Source organism: Ruegeria sp. CE8, from assembly GCF_056537465.1.
On the sequence record NZ_JBQFRP010000003.1, the window covers coordinates 202,390 to 223,458 of the forward strand.

Below are 21,069 nucleotides of genomic sequence, written 5' to 3' on the forward strand. Positions count from 1 at the left end.
TTTGTACATAGTTAAAGCATATGCGCCGAATATGATTATTATATGCCAGAAAAAGAATGTGCATAATGCCGATTTTGGCGTATCAGGGGTATTTCTTTAGTCTCTCATAGGTAGATTTGCCTTCGGCGGGATGTTGCGCAAAAACCAACCCGACATGCAAAAAATTAACTGTTCTTTCCAATTTTACGTTGTTTGGACTCGCCGGATGGGTGACGATGATCTTGCCCAAGCGAGGGGGAGCCGACGGCACTAGGGGGTGCCAACGGCTTGTCACAGTCACTGGAAACGCTGAGCGGCATGTTAACGAGGGGGTCTTGTTTAGGTTCAGCAGCGGAATAGCCAGCGTGTCTTAAGACATTTTTGGCCGCGTTTTCGGGATTGGTGAAAAGTGGTAGTCTTGTTTTGGGCAAGCGGCCTGGTCGAAATCGACCGGGCCGCTTCACTTTAGGTGGATCGTTGTATTCGCCAACTTGCCCAGTCTTCGGGCGTATCCAAGTCCAACAAAGCGTTCTGGCCCGGCAAAGGAACAAGGCACACTTTATCCTTGTGGGCTCTTACAACCGATTGCGCACCATCATCACCGGTCAGGCGGGTGAGCTCGTCAAAAAGCTGGCGATCAAATACGACCGGGTGCCCGGGCTTTCCTGCTGAGGTCGCGCCGCGCCAGATCAAGTTATCTGGTTGTTCGTGGACAGAGGCGATGACGCTTTTCAAATCCTCAACTGCAATGTCTGGCAGATCGGCAAGCAATACCATCACAGCGTTGGCATCGGGCGGCATATGCGCAAGTGCGCCCCGCAAGCTGGCGTTCATACCTTCATCAGCGTCTGGAATACCCACTTTCGTCAGATCCAACCCGGCCAGCGTCTCGTAACGGGGGTGCGGGGCGGGCGGCAGCGCAACAATAACAGGTCCGGCCCTAAGTGCAGTCAGCGCGGATCTGCGCAACAGGGATATACCGTCGATGCGCTGCAACAGTTTATCCGCACCTACCATACGGCGGGATTGTCCGGCGGCCAGAAGGATGACGGGAATTTTGGTCATGCCATTACATAGCCGCCGGAGCAGCCCATTGTCATCCGCGCATGCGCGCGCCGTCCGCGTCAAACAGCGGAACGGAAATCACGCGGGCTTTGCGCATCTGACCCAGAATCTCTATCTCGACTTCCAGCCCATCCCGCGCGCGGTCAGAGGGTAGGAACCCCATGGCGATCGACTTTTCCGAAAAATGCGAATAGCCGCCAGAGGTGCAGAAACCGACGACCTCTCCGTCCAGCCAGATCGGTTCATAGGCGTTTACATCTGCATCGTCGGTGTCGACTTGGAACGACACCAGCTGACGCGCCGTACCTTCGACCCGTTCAAGCTCGGCAGCGGCGCGGCCGATAAAGTCAACGTTCTTCGAGAAGGAAATGAAGCGATCCAGTCCGGTTTCGGCGGCAGTGTAGTCCGGGGAAAATTCGCGCATCCAGGACCCGAAGAACTTGTCCAGACGCAGGCTCATCATTGCGCGCATGCCAAAAGGAACCATCCCGTGCGGCTGACCTGCTTGCCACAGCGTCCACCAGAGTTGCCGTTGGGCCATCGGGTCGCAATAGATTTCGTAGCCCAGATCACCTGTGTAGCTGACCCGCTGGACGGTGCAATCGGTCATGCCGATGATCATGCGACGCACATCCAGAAACTTGAGGTCCGAGATGTCAGCGCGGGTGCATGCCGCCAGCACCTTGGCCGCCTTTGGTCCCGCGATCTGAAATCCGTTCAGTCGGTCACTGACGTTTTCAATGGAAACGCCGTCTTCCTGATGTTGCAGGAACCACCGCATGTGGAAGGCCTGACTGCCGTATGAGGCGGTCAGTTGGAACTCTGTCTCACTCAGGCAGGATACGGTGAAATCTCCGATTAGCTTGCCTTTAGGCGACAGCATTGGTGTCAGAGACAACCGCCCCGGTTTCGGAATACGTCCGGCCATGATCCGGTCCAACCAGTCGCGCGCGCCGGGGCCGGTGATGCGGTATTTTCCGAAATTGTGGACTTCGTTGATCCCGACGCCGTTGCGTACGGCGCGAACCTCGCGGCCCGTCGCGTCGAACGCGTCTGAGCGGCGGAATGAGGGAGTTTCGTATCCGGGTTCTCCGTCCTGCGCAAAGTAATTTGGGACTTCCAGCCCGTATTGTTGACCCCAGACCGCGCCCAGATCGCTGAAGATGTCGTACATCGGCGTTGTCCGGTTCGGACGCGCGGCGGGTAGTTCTTCGTTGGGGTAGGCGACGCTGAAGCGTTTCTGATAGTTCTCGATCACCTTTGGGCGGGTGTAGCCCGGGCTGATCCAGTCGCCGAAGCGGGCGACGTCCATCGCGAAAACATCCCGCTCGGGCTCGCCTTCGATCATCCACTGCGCCAGCGTCAGGCCAACGCCGCCGCCCTGACTGAACCCGGCCATCACACCGCAGGCGGACCAGTAATTGCGCATGCCCGGCACAGGCCCGACCAGAGGGTTGCCGTCCGGCGCAAATGTGAACGGACCGTGGATCACGGATTTGACGCCAGCCTCGGCCAGAACCGGGAAGCGTTTGTAGGCAAACTCGATACTGTCGGTGATCTTGTCGTAATCGTCAGGCAGCAGCTCATGGCCGAACTCCCAGGGCGTTCCGTCAACCGCCCAGGGTTTGCAGGGCTGTTCATAGAACCCGATGCACAATCCGCGCCCTTCCTGCCGCAAATAGCTTTCCCCGGCGGGGTCCATCACATGCGGGTGTTCTCCACCGGCATCGATGATCGCTTCGATCTGTGGGATCGAGTCCGTTACAAGGTACTGATGCTCCATCGGGTGGAGCGGGAAGTAGACACCTGCCATCGCGCCGACCTCGCGCGCCCACAGGCCGCCAGCGTTCACCACGTGCTCGGCATGAATGGTGCCTTTGTCCGTCACCACATCCCAGGTACCGTCACTACGCTGAATGGTTTCTCGCACCATACAATGCGTTTCGATTGTAGCACCGCCCATCCGGGCCGCTTTGGCATAGGCATGGGTGGTGCCTGACGGGTCCAGATGCCCGTCCAGTGGGTCGTATAGCGCTCCGATGACCCCATCCGTGTTGGTGATCGGTGCGATCTTCTTGATTTCATCCGGCCCAACGATTTCGGTCTCCAGCCCCATGAACCGATGCTTGGCGCGTTCGGCCAGCAGCATGTCGAACCGATCCTGATTATCTGCCAGAGTCACGCCGCCCACATGATGCAGGCCACAGGACATACCAGTTATCTCTTCCAGTTCTTTGTACAACCGGATCGTGTATCCCTGCAGCGCCGCCATGTTGGTGTCGCCGTTCAATGTGTGAAACCCGCCAGCCGCATGCCAAGTCGATCCGCTGGTCAGCTCGGACCGTTCCAGCAGCATCACATCCGACCAACCCAGCTTGGTCAGGTGATAAAGAACGGAACATCCAACGACGCCTCCGCCAATGACTGCGACTTGGGTTGTGAGTTTCATAAACGTCTCCTGCTGATTACGCCGCCAGTCTGAATAGGAAGACCGCCAATGCAATAGCTCTAGCGACAGAAAGTGTCGCGGAGGGCAATCCAAGCGCTTTGCATTCCTGCTAAATCTGGTCACAAGACGTTTACAGAATCGAACTACTGGCCTGTCGATCGAACGTCAGGTCAACCACTCTGCAAGGACAGTCCAATGAAGAAGTTCAACCTCAACCCCGAAACGCTGAGCCGTCGCGAATTCATGGCAAAGGCTGGTGCGCTAGGTCTGAGCGCAACGGCAGCCAGCATGATCTGGTCCGAAGCCGGCCTGGCGGACACGCCCAAAAAGGGCGGCCACTTTGTTCTGGGGCTGAAAGGTGGTGAAAGCACCAATTCTCTGGACCCGGCGCTGTCTGCATCGCATGTCACGGCCAAGGCGTTGCGCGCCTATGGCAACACGCTGACCGTGCTGACTGCTGACGGTGGCCTTGCGCCAAGCATCGCAGAAAGCTGGGAATCGTCAGAGGACGGCAAGGTTTGGATCTTTGCCATCCGCAAGGGTGTCGAATTCCACAATGGCAAAACCCTGACCCCTGAGGATGTTCAACTAACTCTGGCGCGGCATTCTAATGAAGAGTCGCAGTCCGGCGCTTTGGGCATCATGCGCGGTGTGGAAGACGTTCGTGTCGACGGCAATAACGTGGTGATCACCCTGACCACACCGAACGCGGACCTCCCGTATCTGATGTCGGACTATCACCTGATCATGCAGCCGGGCGGTGGCATTGATAACCCGGGCGAGGGGATTTCGACCGGCGCCTACAAGGTCATCGCGGATGAACCCGGCGTGCGCTACGGATTTGAGAAATTCGCCAACCACTGGGATGACAGTGTTGGTCATTACGACAGCCACGAGATCCTGGTTCTGAACGACGACACCGCTCGTTCGGCTGCTTTGCAGGCAGGCCAGGTTCACGCGATCAACATCGTGCCGCCGCGCACCGCAAAACTGTTTGGCCGCGCACCCGGCGTAACAATTAACGCCACTTCGGGACGTGGGCACTACATCTTTGTCATGCATTGCGACACCGCGCCGTTCGACAACAAGGACCTGCGTCTGGCGCTGAAATACGCAATCAACCGCGAAGAGCTGGTCGATAAGGTGCTGCGCGGCTTTGGTTCGATTGGCAACGACATTCCGATCAATGAAGGCTATCCGCTTTTTGACAAAACGATGGAGCAGCGCCAATTCGATCCGGCAAAGGCGGCTGAGCATTACAAGGCCTCCGGTCACGACGGTTCGCCCATTGTGCTGCACGTATCGGACGCGGCGTTCGCGGGTGCGATCGACGCAGCACAGCTGTTCCAGCTGTCGGCGCAAGAGGCGGGTATTCCGCTGGAAATTCAGCGTGAACCGGCGGATGGCTACTGGTCGGAGGTTTGGAACAAGAAACCGTTCTGTGCGTCCTACTGGGGCGGTCGTCCGGTGCAGGACCAGATGTGGTCGGTTGGGTATCTCTCGACCGCAGACTGGAACGACACCCGCTTCAAGAACGAAGAGTTCGACGCTCTGCTGCTTAAGGCGCGGGCGGAGCTGGACGAAACCAAGCGCAAAGAGATCTATACTCAGATGGCCCGGATCGTCTGGGAAGAAGGTGGCCTGATCAACCCGATGTTCAATCAGTTCATTGATGGCTACTCGGACAAGGTGGTCGGATGGGGCGCGCATGCCAACGGCGACCTCATGGACGGCTACGTAGCCAGCCGGACTTGGTTCGCCTGATCTGAAACGGGAAACCGGCGCTCAGGATTGAGCGCCGGTTTTTCTTTGAACGCGTTGAAAGTCGTCAGAGAGGGCGGATTTTCAGTCCGGTGATCCGGTTGCCCTGACGTTCGGTGACTTCAAAGCGGAAGCCGTGGAACGAAAAGACCTGACCCACGATGGGGATCATCTGCGCCTCGTGGATGACCAGCCCGGCAACCGTGTTGGCCTCTTCGTCGGGCAGGGACCAATCCATTGCGCGGTTAGCGTCGCGGATTGTCATGGACCCTTCGACCAGGAACTGCCCGTCGTCGGTGCGTGTTACGGGCACGTCTTCTTCGATGTCGAATTCATCGGCAATTTCGCCTACGATTTCCTCGAGAATATCCTCTAGCGTGATCAATCCGCGCAGCGACCCATACTCGTCGACGACCAGCGCAAAGTGGCTGTGCATCCGCAGGAACTCTCGCATCTGGTCGTCCAGAGTGGTCGTTTCGGGTACGAAATAAGGGTCGTTGGCAACTTTGAGGATGTCGAATTCCTGCAGGCGATTTGCATCGCTTTCACTGCCTCCGGCGTGGGCATACATCGCCCGGAACAAGTCTTTCGCGTGGACGACACCGACAATGTTCTCCTGCTCATTCCGGAATACCGGCAGGCGGGTGTGTCGGCTTTTCAGACATTGCTGAAGGATCGCCTCGGGCGGTGCGTCCGCGTCGATCATCTCGATGTCCGAGCGGTGAAGCATGATTTCTTCGACCGCACGGTCGCCAAGGTCCAACGCGCCCAGAATTCGGTCACGGTCTTCTTTTTCGACAACGCCTTCGGAATGGCCAAGCTGCAATGCGCCGGCGATTTCTTCGCGCACCGCCAGAATGTTGCTGTCCGGGTCGATCTGGACGCCGAACACCCTTAGGACGCCGCGCACCAGCAAACGGACCGCTGCAACCATGGGGGAGAAGACGGTGACCACAACGCTGATAATCGGTGCCACAGCGGCGGCGGCCTTTTCCGCGTTGGTGATGGCATAGGTCTTGGGCAAAACCTCGGCAAAAACCAGAACCAGCAGTGTCATCACCAGCGTTGCCAGCGCGACGCCGCTTTCACCGAACAGCCGTGTGAAAAGTGCAGTCGCCAGCGAGGCGGCAAGAATGTTGACCAGGTTGTTGCCCAGCAGAACCGACCCGATCAGCCGTTCGTTGTCATCGGTGATATCCAGCGCTTTTTGTGCCCCGCGCGAGCCCTTGTCAGCCTGCGCACGCAGCTTCCCGCGCGAAGACGCGGTCAATGCTGTTTCAGAACCCGAGAAAAAGCCCGACAGGACAAGTAAAAGCAGAATGGCGCCTGTGGTAAACCAGAATGCGCCGTCGATTAGAGAAGAAGTGGGTTCCATCGGTCCTTGGTTGTTCGTGTAACTGCAACCGTTATGGGGGTGCAGGCCCATCGGTTCAAGGGGTTAGCCATTGTCCTCGGTGCTGTCTTTGGCCAGCGGGTGATGCTGCAACACCAGTTCGGACAGGCGTTCGTCCAGAACATGGGTATAAATTTCAGTGGTCGCGACATCCGCATGGCCCAGCAGGGTCTGGATCGACCTCAGATCAGCGCCATTCGCCAACAGATGCGTCGCAAAGGCGTGGCGCAACGTGTGCGGAGTGACCTTTTCGGGCGAAACGCCACCTTGCACTGCCAGTTCCTTGACCAGCAGGAAAAACCTGTGCCGCGTCAGATGCCCGGATTTGCCGCGAGATGGAAACAGGAATTTTGAGCGCTGCCCTCCGTTTGCCGCGCGTTGATCCTCGGTTTCATCTCGGATTACCAGCCACGCTGCCAAGGCGTCGCGCGCCGAAGGAGACAGGGGAACCATCCGTTCCTTGCCGCCTTTGCCTAGCACAAGCAGCATGCGCGGATCGCCCCTGGCCGAGGACACGGGCAATGAAACCAGCTCGGTCACGCGCATGCCGGTGGCGTACAGAACTTCCATCAGGCAGGTGTTGCGCACCCGGTCAGCTTCGGCACGGCCGGTCCGTCGGGCGGCTTCCAGCAACCGGTCGACTTCGAGAACGTCCAGTGTCTTGGGCAAACGCTTTTGCCGTCCGGGACCCTTGATCTGAATGGCCGGGTTCGTTTCGCGCCAGCCTTCCTCGAACGCGAAGCGATATAGTTGTTTGATCGCAGACAAGCGCCGGGCACGGGTTGAGCGGGACAGGCCCTGTGCGTCGCAATCGATCAGGTATTGCTCGATCTGTTCCCTTTCGGCGCTGGGAAAGTTCGATTTGCGACGATCCAGCCAGCCAGAAAATTCCTTAAGATCGCGCCCATAAGCCAACAGAGTGTTGGTCGCAGCACCCAACTCGGCGGCTTGCGTCTGCAAAAACGTGGAAATCCACAATTCCTGGGTCGCCGGGGCTGCCATGGTCAGCTGTCCTGCAATATCAGCAGGCTCAACGCCGCGCGGCGGGCGGTATCTTCAAGCCCCACGCGCCGCAGCGTTGCGATTGCCGCTGTCAGATCAACAAGGTTACCACGCGATCCATGGGCAAACTTGTCCATGGTTTCCAAAATCGCCTCGCCCAGCTGATCGTTGTCCAGCATCGCTTCGATATTCGATGGAACCGGAGCGGCCCAGGCAAACCCCTGCGCGACGGCGTCTGCCAAAGGTGAAGGCGACTTGGCGCGACCCGGGTCACCCTGTGCCAGCGCTGCCAGGAACTGATTTTCTTCGGCGTCGTCAGGAACGGACAAAGCTGCTGTTTCGTAAAGCTCAGAAAGCAGAAGGATACGCCAGCGCAATTGCTCGACCGCTGGGTCTTTCAGCGTTACCTGCGACAGGCGCGCGGCAAAAAGCTCGGCGAAGGGCACTTCCAATCCGACCGAACGCATCTGCGCCCAGACTGTTTGCAAGGCTGCAGCGATCTTCTCAACATTTCCCGAATCCAGAGCAGCCTCAAACCGTTGAACGGCCGAGACCCGGTCCCAAACCGCACCGGACGCTGCCGGGGACCGTTCGGTGTAAAGTCCCAGCAATTGATTAGGTGTCAGCGCGCCGATCCGGGTCAACCGTTCCGCTGCTTCGATCTGAGCTTTCCACCCGGCCACATCACGTAGATCTGCATTCGCAAAGGCGCGGGGCAGGGGCGTGGAAGGCAGACGTTCGCCTATCGCTTCGAACAAGCGAAAGCTCAGAGGGTCCGGATCGTCGGGCTGCGGCAGATATGCGGCGTCCTCGAAAAGCTCGGGGCTGAGAAAGCGGTCCAGTACGTCCAGCTCTTCGGGCGACAGAATTTGCAGCGCGTGCGCCGCTTCCAATGTCAGGGCGGCTGAGGGCCAGTCTCCGCGACGGGCTTTGCAGAATATCTGGGCGCCGTAGTCCTGCGACAGATGCGGGGCGGCGATCAGAGCTGTGCAGCTGCGATCCTCGTCCCCGGTCAGCAAGGTGGCGTCAAACCAGCGCTGAAACCGTGCGCGAGTGTTTGTCGGCCCTGCCATCTGAACCAATGATTGCGCCGGGTCGGCCGCCCCGAGCTGCATCAAACGGTCGATGCGGGCCAGCAGTAGGGTTTCTTCGGCGTCCGAGCCGGCAGGCGCGCGCCCTTCGGTCAGGATCAGGGTGAAAAGCAGGCGCTGCATTGCAGGGTTATATTTGACCGGCACATGGGCGATCAGCTCGGCCAGTCGATCCGCATCGCTGTTCTGCCACAGGTTTACCGGCAGACCGGTTACGGATGAGGACACAAGGCCCAGCGGTTGCGATATGGCTTCAAGCGGCGTGACTTCGATATCTGGCTGGATACCTGTCTGTGTCACCGGCGGTTCCAGAAGGACCGTGCCCGGTAAATTCTCGGGCGGGTCACTCAACCATTCGATGACAGAGAGAGGTGCCTGCTGCGCTTGTGCCGATCCGGCCAGCAACAGTGCAGCCACTGCGGCTCTATTCAACATTCAGAATTACCGGCTCTCGGATTTCGCCTTGCGGCGCCGAGAAGTCCACGCCAAAAATGGGGCCAAGATAGGCGTACCCCACCAACCCGATAAAACACAGGCACACAAGATATATCAGGAACTTGATCAGACGGCCCATTGCTCAACGCTGCCCCAATTTTGTCTTTTGCCATAGTTATAGCTGGCATTTTTCCTAAGATCACGTCATTCACAGTGAAATGAGCGAAATTAAGCATAACACCCACTCCGGGGACACCGAAGCGGGCTTTGCACTGCACAAAACGGTTGTTCTTGTGGGCATGATGGGGGCTGGAAAGACAGCCGTGGGCCGTGCATTGGCCGCGCGGCTTGGGGTTCCTTTCCTCGATAGCGATGCCGAGATCGAATCGGCTGCCAACATGACAATCCCAGAAATCTTCGAGCGTGATGGCGAGGCCTTCTTTCGAACCAAGGAAAGTCAGGTTATAGGGCGGCTGCTGGATGAGGAAAAAGGTATCCTGTCCACCGGCGGAGGTGCCTTTCTGGCCGAGCAGAACCGCCAGATGATCACCGAACGCGGCGTGTCGGTCTGGTTGCGGGCTGACCTGAACGTTCTTTGGAACAGGGTCAAACACAAAGATACGCGGCCTCTGCTGCGCACGGCCGACCCCTATGCGACTCTGCGCACCTTGTACGACTCCCGCGTGCCGGTTTATGCGCAGGCAGATCTGACGGCTGAGTCCGATGGCGAAACCTCGATCGAGAATATGGTGGAGCGGGTAGTGAACGCCTTGCTGACACGCCCCGACGTATTGGAACGGAAATAGATGCACCAAACTGTACATGTAGAGCTGGGCGAACGGTCCTATGACGTAGAAATCGGCCCCGACCTGCTGGCCCAATCGGGTTCGCTGATCGCACCGTTGCTGCATCGCCCCAAGGTCGCCGTTCTGACGGACGAGAACGTGGCGAAGCTGCACCTTGAAGCACTGCGCGATGGCCTGGCTGCAGCAGGGATCCAGATGACGTCGCTTGCCTTGCCCGCTGGCGAAGCCACCAAAAGCTGGCCGCATTTCGAACGTGCAGTCGAGTGGCTGTTGGCGGAAAAGGTTGAACGTCGCGACGTGGTTGTCGCCTTCGGGGGCGGGGTCATTGGCGATCTGGCGGGCTTTGCCGCTGCCGTTCTAAGGCGCGGCGTCCGGTTTGTACAAATCCCGACATCTTTGCTGGCGCAAGTGGACAGTTCCGTCGGAGGCAAGACCGGGATCAACGCGCCGCAGGGCAAAAACCTGATTGGTGCCTTTCATCAGCCTTCGCTGGTTCTGGCCGATACTTCGGTGCTGGGCACGATGACCCAGCGAGATTTCCTGTCAGGTTATGGCGAAGTGGTAAAATACGGCCTGCTGGGCGATGCCGAGTTCTTTGAATGGCTTGAGGTCAACGGCCCTGACGTCTCGGGCGGTGAAATGGATGCGCGGGTACGGGCGGTCACGCGTTCGGTGCAGATGAAAGCGGATATCGTGGCGAGGGACGAGACCGAGCAAGGCGACCGCGCACTGTTGAACCTTGGTCATACTTTCTGTCACGCGCTCGAGGCTGCTACCGGGTATTCTGACCGTCTGCTCCATGGCGAAGGCGTTGCCATTGGCTGTGCGCTGGCGTTCGAGCTGTCGTCGCGTCTGGGCTTGTGTTCGCAGGAAGACCCAAGCCGCGTAAGGTCGCATCTGCGCGCGATGGGGATGAAAACCGATCTGGCCGACATTCCCGGAGATTTGCCGGATGCCGAGGCGCTGGTCGATTTGATGGCGCAGGACAAAAAGGTCATTGACGGTCAGCTGCGCTTTATCCTGGCGCGAGGGATCGGGCAGGCGTTTGTCACCTCTGACGTTCCGCGCGACGCGGTGTTGTCGGTGCTTGAGGATGCTCTGGCGACGGCCTGATCAGCGCCCGCGGATCACCATCAACTCACCGATGTTTTCGCGGGTGATGTAGCCCACCATATGACCAGCCTGCGTACAGACGGCAACGGCCGGGGCGCCTTTGTGCAGCTTTTCCAGAACGGTTTCCAAACCGCTGGTTAGTTCTACATGTGGAATATCGGTTTCCATGATTGAAGTCGCCAGATCAGACCGAGGCGTTTCCTGTGCCAGGGCGGCGAAGAGCGTGCCCCGCGCGACAAAACCCAGCAGGGTTCCATCCGACTCCAGCACTGGGAACTCGTGCTGTGTGGTATGGATGACGGCCTGAGCCGCCGTGGCAAGGGTGTCAGCTGGGGTCAGGGCGTGGAATTCGGTGATCATCGCGTCACGCGCAAGGACCCGCCGGGCGACCGAGCGCATTGCGACATCCTGACTTTCCGCATTGGCCGCGACGAAGACAAACACGGCAATCAGGACCAGCAGCGGGTTGCCCGTACTCAGTCCGAGAAATCCAAATGCGACGGCAACAGCTTGCCCGGCTAGCGCGGCGACCCGCGTAGCTGTGACGCGGTCCATCTTTAGGCACAGCAACGCGCGAAACACGCGACCGCCATCCATCGGGAACGCGGGGATCATGTTAAATACGGCGAGCAGCAGATTCACATAGGCCAACCGGTTCAACAGCCCCGCATTGGTCGAGTCGATCCGGGCCAATGACTCCAGTGGCATTCCGGCACCCAAAGCAACCAGCACGATCCAGATCACCACGTTCACAGCAGGCCCGGCCAGCGCTACCCAAACCTCTTGCATGGGCTTCTCAGGCATCCGTTCCAGTCGAGCCAACCCACCGATGGGTAGTAAAGTGATGTCCGGGGTTTTGATGCCATAGCGCCGGGCCATCAGCGCGTGGCCGAATTCATGCGCGACAACACAGGCAAATAGGGCCAGAACGAAGATCAGGTTTTCGACGGCGGCCGACACCCCGCCATTCGAGTAGGCGGCAAACCCGACCCAGGCCAACAGCAGGAAAAAGGTGACATGGACCTTCAGTTCCGACCCGAGTAGGCGGCCGAGTGAGAAGGACCATGTCATGTCGTGTCTCCGTTTGCTTTAGAACGGAATCTCGTCGTCGTCGATTCCGCCGGATGCAGGGGCAGGGGCGCTGGACGGTCCGCCATAGGGGTCGCCATAGCCACCGCCGGCCTGACCGCCGCCATAGCCGCCCGCTTGGCCGCCACCATAACCGCCGCCGCCACCGCCTTCACCGCGGCTGTCCAGCAGGGTCAATTCACCGCGATAGGGGCGCAGGACGACCTCGGTCGAATACCGATCCTGACCGGATTGATCCTGCCATTTGCGGGTTTCAAGCTGGCCTTCGATGTAAACTTTGCTGCCTTTACGCAGGTATTGTTCAGCAATCCGCGCCAATGGCTCTGAGAAAATCGCCACCGAGTGCCATTCCGTACGCTCACGACGTTCACCGGTGTTGCGATCTTTCCAGGTCTCAGAGGTAGCGATGCGCAGGTTGCAAACCTTGCCGCCGTTCTGGAACGACCGGACTTCGGGATCGCGGCCGAGATTCCCGACCAGAATGACCTTGTTGACTGAACCTGCCATGTATTTCCCCGTTCTTATCTAACTCGAATGCGCCCGAATCTGGCGCGATGTATCTATGCGACCCTATACGGCCTGCGTCATGGTTAAAACACAGTTGATGAGTGCAACAGTCGGTAAGAAATCCCCCTGTTCCTGTTTACCAAGCTTTCATTTTTTCCTGAAATATTTATACTGGATTGGTTCGAGGACGAGCGGGATTGGCATTAATGCGATTTCTAGTTGGTTGTTTTTTTGTTCTGTGCCTTGCGCTGGTTTCGGTCCCGGCTACGGCTGACACTCTGTCCACCAAAAGCCGTAAGGACATTTTCCTGAAGCAATCAAAGATACTGGATACCCGTGCCGCGACCCAATACCGCGACTCCGACCGTCTGAAACCAAAGACCGCTCAGCCGAAGTTCAGCAAGCGGTATAACGGTAAATATCGCGGGCAATATTTGGCGCTGGCGCGGCAGGCAGCCCGAAAGCACAGTGTCCCGGAAGAACTGTTCCTGAGACTGGTTCAGCAAGAGAGTGGATGGAATCCGCACGCGGTTTCGCACAAGGGTGCATTGGGTCTGGCTCAGCTTATGCCAGGTACAGCGCGCCTGTTGGGTGTGAACCCCCACGATCCCAAACAGAACCTCGAGGGTGGGGCTCGGTACTTGTCCTGGCAGTACCGCAAGTTCAAATCCTGGCGTTTGGCGTTGGCTGCGTACAACGCTGGACCGAAGGCCGTGGAAAAGCACGGCGGCGTGCCGCCGTATAAGGAAACCCAGAACTATGTGAAAGTGATCTGGGGCGGCTAACCGGCTTCCGTTATTCAGAAGAACGAAACTGCGCGGGCGTCTGCGTTCGAGTCGTCACGACCAATACAATCAAAGCAGGAACCATCGGTGCGCAAGCCGCAAGAATTACGGTCTGAAAGCAGGTGAAGTGGGCGATGACCCCGACCGATGGACCGGCGACCAACGCTCCGATGAACAAGCTGTTGACGTATAGCGTATTGGCCCGCGCCATACGCCCAGTGGCCAGGTTCTGAACAAAGGTCAGACTGACCCCGGCAAAAAGACCGTAATAAATACCTTCAAGCGCGGCGCCAGCGATCATCCCGGCCAAGCTCGAGACCTGTGACAACACAAGAAACGCGCTAAGCCGCGGCCAACGAGAGTGGATCAACCAGGTCAAAGGTGAAAGGAAACGCCACGGAGCCGGAGTCGTCAGAATGACAACAATCTTGGCGGCTGTTTTGATCGAAAACGACAGCCCCGGCACAAATCCTGGCAGGCTGACCTCACGGACGTAGAATAGGGACAGGGCATTGCTGCACAGCACGTGCGAGGTTGAAAAAGCAGGCAGGCGGAAACCGCCAACCATAGAATCCTGTCTGTATCTGCTTCATCTTTGCCAGTTGTTATTGCCGCCTCAGACCTTGCGTCGGCGGGTATAACCTAACCCGCGATGGACAGACTCACTAGCGGCGCAAACCGATGCCCATTATCCACTCGCTCGGCGAAGCTCTGGTTGAACCTGACAGTCAGCAATATCCCCAAGGTGCTGTACACGCTGAATTGCCATGGCGGATGCCCCAGTTCCGGCACGATTTAGAATGGGATAAACGGGGCAGTTATGCTTGCGCAGAACGTCCCGGACAAGTGCAGACCCAGAATAGCCCGCGCACGGCTGTCGCCGAGAGGTGTGATCGAATACTCACCTTTAATACACAATGCCGTAAGACGCGGCCTTCCAGCGCATCGGATGTGTCCTGCAGAAATAGGACACGGCGCCGACTTTGTGCCGACGCCGTGGAATTGTCTGTGGCGGTTACTCCGCAGCGATTTTGATGACAGGCTCCATTCGGGCCAATATGTCGTCGGCGAGGTGACACTTCACCTGATGACCCTCCGCCAGATGCTTGACCGGTGGCACGTCCTTCTCGCACAGCCCGCCCGGTACTTCGGACTTCCAGCGACAGCGCGTCTGGAACGGGCAGCCGGGTGGCGGGTTCATGGCCGAAGGAATGTCGCCCTCCAATACGATATGCTGCTTTTCAATCGACGTGTCCGCGATGGGTACGGCGCTCAGCAAGGCTTCGGTATACGGGTGATAGGGCGGCGAGAATACCTGATCGGTCGTGCCCAGTTCGACCACATGCCCCAAATACATCACCATGACCCGGTCACTGAGATAGCGCACGATGGACAGGTCATGACTGATGAACAGAAGGGTCGTCTTGTGCTCGCGCTGAATCTCCATCAGCAGGTCGGTGACAGCGGCCTGAACGGACACGTCCAGCGCCGAGACCGGCTCGTCCGCGACCACGATCCGGGCATCCCCGGCAAAGGCACGGGCAATACCGACACGCTGTTTCTGGCCGCCCGATAGCTGACGTGGCATCCGGTCGGCAAAGGCACGGGGCAGTTTCACCAGGTCCAGCAGCTCCAGCATACGCTTTTTGCGCTCAGCCTCGGAATTGCCAACGCCGAAGATTTCCAGTGCACGGATGATTTGGCGACCGACCGTCATGGACGGATTTAGTGTGTCGAATGGGTTCTGAAACACCATCTGAACTTCACCCACCGTCTTGGCGTCGCGCTCTTCGATGGGCACGTCTTCGATGTTGCGGTTGTCCAGCAGGATTTGGCCGTCCGTGGCCGTTTCAAGCCCCATCAAAACCTTGGCAAAGGTGGACTTGCCGCATCCGGATTCGCCCACGATGGCAAGCGTTTCAGATTCGTGGGCTTCGAAACTGAGGGTTTCGTTGGCTTTCACAACCTTCTTTTCGCCACCGCCGAACAGGGCGTTGGCTGCGACCTCATAGTATTTCTTGAGGTTGTCCATTTTCAGAACGGTTCGACCAATCTCGCCTTTTTCCTTCTGGTCGCCCACCGTGATCGGAGCATTCCAGTCGATTTCCTTGAATTTCAGGCACCGTGTATGGTGACGGTCATTGCCCGGCACAGCCTCCATCAGGATGTTCTGCGCGTCGCAGCGACCTTCTTCGAAATAGTCGCAGCGTGGTCCAAAGTTGCAGCCCGGCGGACGCTCATGCGGAAGTGGGAAATTGCCTGGAATGGCCACCAGCGGGCGCGAGTTCTTGTCCGCGCCGGGCAGGGGGATCGACCGGAAAAGTGCCTGCGTATAAGGGTGCTGCATCTCATCGAACACATCATGGATGGAACCGCGCTCGACCGCCTCACCTGAATACATCACGCACAAGCGGTCGCAGGTCTCAAGCACCAGCCCGAGGTTGTGCGAGATGAACAGCATTGAGGTGCCGTATTTCTTGCCCAGATCCTTGACCAATTCGACCACGGCGGCCTCAACCGTCACGTCCAGCGCGGTTGTTGGTTCGTCCAGGATCAGAAGTGAGGGTTTCGACATTAGCGCCATCGCGATCACGATACGCTGCTGTTGACCACCCGACAGCTGGTGCGGGAACGAGTTCAGCATCCGCTCAGGGTCGGGCAGGCGCACGTCTGTCACCACTTCCAGTGCACGGGCATAAGCTTCTTCAGCCCCGACACCTTCGTGGATCATCGGCACTTCCATCAGTTGCTTGCCGATCTTCATTGCCGGGTTCAACGACGCCATCGGTTCCTGATAGATCATCGCGATCTCATTGCCGCGGATGTCGCGCAACTCGTCCGCGCTCATCTCGGACAGATCGCGCCCTTTGAACTTGATGGTGCCTCCAACGACGCGGCCGTTCTTGCCGAGATCCTGCATGACCCCAAGCGCAACCGTGGACTTGCCGCAGCCGGATTCTCCGACCAGCCCCACGGCTTCACCGGGTTGGACGCTGACCGAGAAATCCATCACGGCGGGAATTTCCCGCAAACGGGTGAAGAATGAAATCGACAGCTTGTCGATCTCCAGAATTGGCCCGTCATAATCCGCCAGTTTGTTCATCTGTGTTTCTCCTCGCGAGAGTCAGGGGGTCCCCTTCATCTGGCTAAAAATACCTCGGGGGTCCGGGGGCAGGGCCCCCGGCCTCGATCACATCAGTCCTTAAGACTTTCCTCACGAAGACCATCGGCCAGCAGGTTCAGACCAAGAACCAGTGACAGCAGCGCCAGCGCAGGCGGCAGAGCGGGATGCAGGTAGATCGACAGCAGCTTGCGCCCTTCGTTGATCGTCGAACCCCAGTCCGGGCTTTCCGGTGGCAGACCCAGTCCAAAGAAACCCAGGGTTCCCAGCAGGATGGTGGTATAGCCGATGCGCAGACAGAAATCGACGATCAGCGGACCACGCGCGTTGGGCAGGATTTCCCACAGCATGATGTACCACGGACCTTCACCACGGGTCTGTGCCGCCGCCACGTAGTCGCGCGTCTTGATGTCCATCGCAAGGCCCCGCACGATACGGAACACGGTGGGCGAGTTCACAAAGACAACTGACACGAACACGACAAGAATACCGCCCGGAATATCGAACAGATCCAGATAAGTAGGCAGACCCCAGATGCGGTAGTCATCAGTGTTGATGATGTATCCGCCGGTCGAAATCAGTGACAAGTACAGCCACAGCGCGATGCCCAGAACGCCGATTAACAGCGGCGTGCGGAAGTTCGGGCGAGTGTAGTACCGCGAGTTCAGCAGAACGCCAATGAACAGGATCGGGAACACGAACAACACGGCCGCCATATAGTTCGGCACGCCCGTTGCCACGATTTCCGGCGTCACCAGCAGGTAGAACAACAGGATAACCGGGAAGGCCAGGATCAGGTTTGCCAGGAACGACAAGAACGTGTCCAGACGCCCGCCGTAGTACCCTGCTGGCAGACCCAGAGTGATCCCAACCATGAACGCGAACATGGTCGCCAGCGGTGCGATCTGAACAACGATCCAGGCGCCCTTGACCATGCGGCTAAAGACGTCGCGGGCAAGGTTATCGCCACCCAGCAAGTACCAGGTATACTCGCCTTCTTCCGGGCTTGGCAGGGGCGTTCCGGGCACCTTGTTCTTCATGCCAGACACTTGCACGAGCGGGTCGTGCGTAACGATCAGATCCAGTGCGCCGAAGATGCCGGTGAAGACCCAGAACATAACCAAGCCAAAGCCGATCATGCCGATTGGGCTGTCAAACAGCTTGCCATAAAGGCCAAGGCGCCGTTTGAAGGCGATCGACATTGCGAACAGGATGATCAACGACAGCCACACAGGCAGAAACTGCTGCGAGATTGCTCCGATAATCCCGGCCCCGGTGCCCATGAAGATACCAAGCAGAATATACGCAAGCGAAAGCGCGACACAGGCGAAAAAGCTGTATCTCAAGGCCGATTGCGTCAGTCCGCGCAGACCACTGCCCGAGCTGATGGTGCCGTCGACATTCACGGTCATCGGTGTTTCCGGCAGAATGATGCTGCCGATAATCCAGATGACGATCGAAACAAGCAGCGCCGCCAATGCGATCAGAAGGATAGGGTTCAGAAAGGCGATAGAGCCGGTCCAGCTAAGAGGTTCCATGATCTATCCTCCCTTACGAAATACGGATGCGCGGGTTGAGGTAGACATAACCGATATCGGATATCAGCTGCGTCACCAGCACCACAAAGACCGACACGACCGAAATCGCCAGCAGAAGCTGGATGTCGTTGTTGCCCGCCGCCTGAACCAGTGCCCAGCCGAAGCCCTTGTAGTTGAACAGGGTTTCAACGATCACCACGCCGTTCAGCAGCCACGGGAACTGCAGCATGATGACGGTGAAGGGCGCGATCAGCGCGTTACGGAGCGCGTGTTTCAAAACGATGTTGCCGAAAGACACACCCTTTAGCCTTGCGGTCCGGATGTATTGTGCCGTCATCACTTCGGTCATCGAAGCGCGGGTCATCCGGGCAATATAGCCCATGCCATAAAGCGCAATGGTCAGAACCGGCAGGAAGAAGTTTTCGAATGTCGGGTTGTCCATCGCTTGTGTTGCCGTGCCCTTGAACCACTTCAGGCCAACGGTGGACGAGGTAAAGATCGCGATGAAAATAACGCCCGAAACATATTCCGGTGTCGCCGTAGTGATGATCGAGAAGGTGGACAGGGACCGATCTAGGGCTGACCCTTCGCGCATCCCGGCCAGCACGCCGACCAGCAGCGCGGATGGCACCATCAGGACCAGAACCCAGAACATCAGATAACCGGTATTGCCAAGGCGCTTGCTAACGATACTGCCGACTTCATCCTTGAAAACGGTTGAGTATCCCCAGTCGCCTTGAAGAACGCCACAAAATCTTGGGGTGGTTTCTTCGGTCGATCCCGGTCGTGTGCAGGTGCCCACGAACGTGCCGTCTTCCAGCGTTTTGGTAAAGCCCGGCATGACGCCCAGCCATTGGCCGTATTTTACGAGCGTGGGCTGCAGGTAACCGCGGTTTTCCAGCCAGGTTTCGACCTGCTGGTCGGACATACGCTGGTTGCCCTGCGTTTTCGCAAGCTTTTCCAGGTTCGGGTAGAGGTTGGTCAGAAAAAAGACCACGAAAGTCAGGCACAATGCTGTCAGTAGCATGACGCCGAACCGTCGAAGGATGAATAGTCCCATGATGGCCCCTGTTGTTCGGGTGTTCCGCAGATCATTGGACCATTTGCTGGCCTCGGACATCCGACCCCGTGTCGGCCTGTCTGCGGCTGGAAAGGGGCGCCCGGATCAGGCGCCCCCGTTTATCGTCCGGCAGGTTTTAGGCTGCCCAGCCCCACTTGTAGTGGTGGTGCTCGAAGGACACGTGCATGTCGGTGCCGACAAGACCGTCCTTCATGTGGCGATACAGCGAACGCCAGTAGGGCTGAATGGTCACGCCTTCTTCCTGGATCATCGCTTCGCCCTTGGCGACCACTTCACGGCGCTTGTCCGCATCCGCGATGGCCAGAGCTTCGGTCAGCAGGGCGTCGAACTCAGGGTTCGCCCAACCGAACTCGTTCCAGGCTTCGCCAGAACGATAGGCCAGAGCCCAGATCTGAACACCCAGAGGACGGTGGTTCCAGTTGGTCGAGCTGTACGGATACTTCGCCCAGTCGTTCCAGAAGGTGTTGCCCGGCAGAACGGTCCGCTTGACCTTGATACCTGCGTCGCGCAGTTGAGCTGCAACCGCGTCGGTGGTGTTCCGGCGCCAGTCGTCGTCGATCGAGATCAGTTCGTGCTCGAAATCGATCATTCCGGCTTCTTCCATCAGCGCGCGTGCGCCTTCCGGGTCGACCTTCTGCGGTGGCAGTTCGAAGTAATCCGGGTGGATCGGACCAACGTGGTGGTTCTCCGCAGGCGAACCACGACCACCATAGCCCAGTTCCAGGCAGATCGAGTTATCAACGGCCATTTGCAGGGCCTGACGTACACGTTTGTCTTCGTAAGGCTTCTTGCCGTCGATCTCGGCCAGCTGGTTCGGACGGATGACGATGGTGTTCATGGTCACAACTTCGGATTTGATGTACCCGAGGCTGTCCATCACGTCGATAAACTCACCAACCGATTCATACAGCATGTCCACTTCGTCGGATTCCAGCGCCGCCAGCCATGCGGACGGGTCGGTTCCGTAGTCAATGTAGACGATGCTGTCCAACGCCGGGCGACCAAACACCTCTTCACCCCACCATGTGTGGTTTTCGTTGCGAACAAGAGTGGCCTTAACACCAACTTCGAGGTCCTGAACCAGGTATGGTCCTGTCCCAACGTTGTTGAGAAGGTCCGTTTCGCTGAACGAGCTGTGAACGATGGCCGCCGGATAGTCCGCCATGCCCGCAATCAGCGAGATGTCAGAGGCTGGCAGGTTCAGCTTGACGGTGTTGGCATCGACAATCTCGATTGCGCCGTCGATTGCCTGACCGGATTCCGGATCGATCAGTGTCGCAAAGCGACCGGCCATCGAGTTGGTTTCCGAGCTTTTGTCACACCAGCGCCCGATGTTGCGGGCCACGTCATCCGCAGTGAAGTCGTCACCGTTATTCCACTTGACGCCCGGGCGGACTTTCAGAGTGTACTCGGTCGCGTCGTCGTTTACTTCCCAGCCTTCCAGCAACATGCCGCGGAAGGTACCGTCCGAGTTGTACTCGACCAGGTACTCCAGCGTGCCGCGGGTGACGTTCGCGATCTGCGACCAGTCATAGGTGCGTGGATCCTTCAGTGCGCGTACTTCCTGCTGAACGCGCAAAGTGCCGCCTTCTTTCTTGGCGTCTTCGCCTGCTGCGTGTACCGGCGCGGTCAGGCCGATCATGCCATAGGCTGCTGCTGCGGTGACGCCAAGCCCGGTGGCGCGGGTCAGGAATTCGCGTCGGTTCAGTTTACCGTCCCGATATTCCTGAGCATGCATTTCAGCCGCCCAGTGAATCGGTGCTCCGGTCGTTGTTTGGTTTTTCATTAACATTACTCCCTGTGATACAGTAATTTTTTGGATGTAGCTTGGAACCGCTCAGGCCGGCATGCTCC

17 protein-coding genes are annotated in these 21,069 nt (G+C 58.2%); 4 read left to right on the forward strand and 13 right to left on the reverse strand.

Annotation, left to right across the window (positions count from 1 at the left end):
- Positions 1 to 444: 444 nt before the first annotated feature.
- Both ACR0AA_RS06660 and ACR0AA_RS06665 read right to left on the reverse strand, forming a co-directional pair.
- The gene (locus ACR0AA_RS06660; RefSeq protein WP_480661392.1) at positions 445 to 1,044 is read right to left on the reverse strand and encodes a nucleotidyltransferase family protein; all 600 of its coding nucleotides are present in this window, start codon (positions 1,042 to 1,044) and stop codon (positions 445 to 447) included.
- Between the two features lie 31 nt (positions 1,045 to 1,075).
- On the reverse strand, positions 1,076 to 3,493 hold the full coding sequence (locus tag ACR0AA_RS06665) for a GcvT family protein (protein WP_480661393.1): 2,418 nt from the start codon (positions 3,491 to 3,493) through the stop codon (positions 1,076 to 1,078).
- Positions 3,494 to 3,688: 195 nt separating this feature from the next.
- Between ACR0AA_RS06665 and ACR0AA_RS06670 the strand changes: the two genes are divergently transcribed.
- Positions 3,689 to 5,257, forward strand: coding sequence for an ABC transporter substrate-binding protein (locus ACR0AA_RS06670; protein WP_480661394.1), 1,569 nt, complete (start codon positions 3,689 to 3,691; stop codon positions 5,255 to 5,257).
- Between the two features lie 64 nt (positions 5,258 to 5,321).
- On the opposite strand, the gene ACR0AA_RS06675 is transcribed toward ACR0AA_RS06670, so the two are convergent.
- From ACR0AA_RS06675 to ACR0AA_RS06690, 4 genes are all read right to left on the reverse strand, one after another.
- A complete protein-coding gene (locus ACR0AA_RS06675; RefSeq protein WP_480661395.1) occupies positions 5,322 to 6,629 on the reverse strand; it encodes an HlyC/CorC family transporter in 1,308 nt (435 codons plus the stop codon).
- Between the two features lie 63 nt (positions 6,630 to 6,692).
- Positions 6,693 to 7,649: a tyrosine recombinase gene (locus ACR0AA_RS06680; RefSeq protein ID WP_480755700.1), complete on the reverse strand. Its 957-nt coding sequence runs from the start codon at positions 7,647 to 7,649 to the stop codon at positions 6,693 to 6,695.
- A 2-nt stretch (positions 7,650 to 7,651) separates the two neighbouring features.
- On the reverse strand, positions 7,652 to 9,175 hold the full coding sequence (locus ACR0AA_RS06685; protein WP_480661397.1) for a hypothetical protein: 1,524 nt from the start codon (positions 9,173 to 9,175) through the stop codon (positions 7,652 to 7,654).
- Positions 9,165 to 9,314 (reverse strand): hypothetical protein, encoded by a 150-nt coding sequence (locus ACR0AA_RS06690; RefSeq protein WP_480755701.1) that lies wholly within the window; start codon positions 9,312 to 9,314, stop codon positions 9,165 to 9,167. The genes ACR0AA_RS06685 and ACR0AA_RS06690 overlap by 11 nt, the downstream gene beginning before the upstream one ends.
- Before the next feature lie 79 nt (positions 9,315 to 9,393).
- Here ACR0AA_RS06690 and ACR0AA_RS06695 point away from each other — a divergent pair, with 79 nt between their 5' ends.
- Together ACR0AA_RS06695 and aroB are read left to right on the forward strand one after the other, a co-directional pair.
- Positions 9,394 to 9,981, forward strand: a complete 588-nt coding sequence (locus tag ACR0AA_RS06695; RefSeq protein ID WP_480661398.1) for a shikimate kinase — start codon at positions 9,394 to 9,396, stop codon at positions 9,979 to 9,981.
- Positions 9,982 to 11,094, forward strand: coding sequence for a 3-dehydroquinate synthase (gene aroB / locus ACR0AA_RS06700; RefSeq protein WP_480661399.1), 1,113 nt, complete (start codon positions 9,982 to 9,984; stop codon positions 11,092 to 11,094).
- Here the strand turns inward: aroB and ACR0AA_RS06705 are convergent, their stop codons facing one another.
- Positions 11,095 to 12,165: a site-2 protease family protein gene (locus ACR0AA_RS06705; protein WP_480755702.1), complete on the reverse strand. Its 1,071-nt coding sequence runs from the start codon at positions 12,163 to 12,165 to the stop codon at positions 11,095 to 11,097. It lies immediately after the preceding gene.
- Between the two features lie 18 nt (positions 12,166 to 12,183).
- Positions 12,184 to 12,690, reverse strand: coding sequence for a single-stranded DNA-binding protein (gene ssb / locus ACR0AA_RS06710; protein ID WP_239335674.1), 507 nt, complete (start codon positions 12,688 to 12,690; stop codon positions 12,184 to 12,186).
- Between the two features lie 206 nt (positions 12,691 to 12,896).
- Here ssb and ACR0AA_RS06715 point away from each other — a divergent pair, with 206 nt between their 5' ends.
- Positions 12,897 to 13,475, forward strand: a complete 579-nt coding sequence (locus ACR0AA_RS06715) for a lytic transglycosylase domain-containing protein (RefSeq protein WP_480661401.1) — start codon at positions 12,897 to 12,899, stop codon at positions 13,473 to 13,475.
- A gap of 10 nt (positions 13,476 to 13,485) precedes the next feature.
- Here the strand turns inward: ACR0AA_RS06715 and ACR0AA_RS06720 are convergent, their stop codons facing one another.
- From ACR0AA_RS06720 to ACR0AA_RS06740, 5 genes are all read right to left on the reverse strand, one after another.
- Entirely contained in the window at positions 13,486 to 14,043 is a 558-nt protein-coding gene (locus tag ACR0AA_RS06720; RefSeq protein ID WP_480755703.1) for an MFS transporter, read from the reverse strand.
- Positions 14,044 to 14,490: 447 nt separating this feature from the next.
- On the reverse strand, positions 14,491 to 16,578 hold the full coding sequence (locus ACR0AA_RS06725) for a dipeptide ABC transporter ATP-binding protein (protein ID WP_480661403.1): 2,088 nt from the start codon (positions 16,576 to 16,578) through the stop codon (positions 14,491 to 14,493).
- Between the two features lie 92 nt (positions 16,579 to 16,670).
- Positions 16,671 to 18,134 (reverse strand): ABC transporter permease, encoded by a 1,464-nt coding sequence (locus ACR0AA_RS06730; protein ID WP_480661404.1) that lies wholly within the window; start codon positions 18,132 to 18,134, stop codon positions 16,671 to 16,673.
- Between the two features lie 13 nt (positions 18,135 to 18,147).
- Positions 18,148 to 19,194, reverse strand: a complete 1,047-nt coding sequence (locus tag ACR0AA_RS06735; protein WP_480755837.1) for an ABC transporter permease — start codon at positions 19,192 to 19,194, stop codon at positions 18,148 to 18,150.
- A 136-nt stretch (positions 19,195 to 19,330) separates the two neighbouring features.
- Entirely contained in the window at positions 19,331 to 21,001 is a 1,671-nt protein-coding gene (locus ACR0AA_RS06740; protein WP_480661405.1) for an ABC transporter substrate-binding protein, read from the reverse strand.
- Positions 21,002 to 21,069 lie beyond the last annotated feature (68 nt).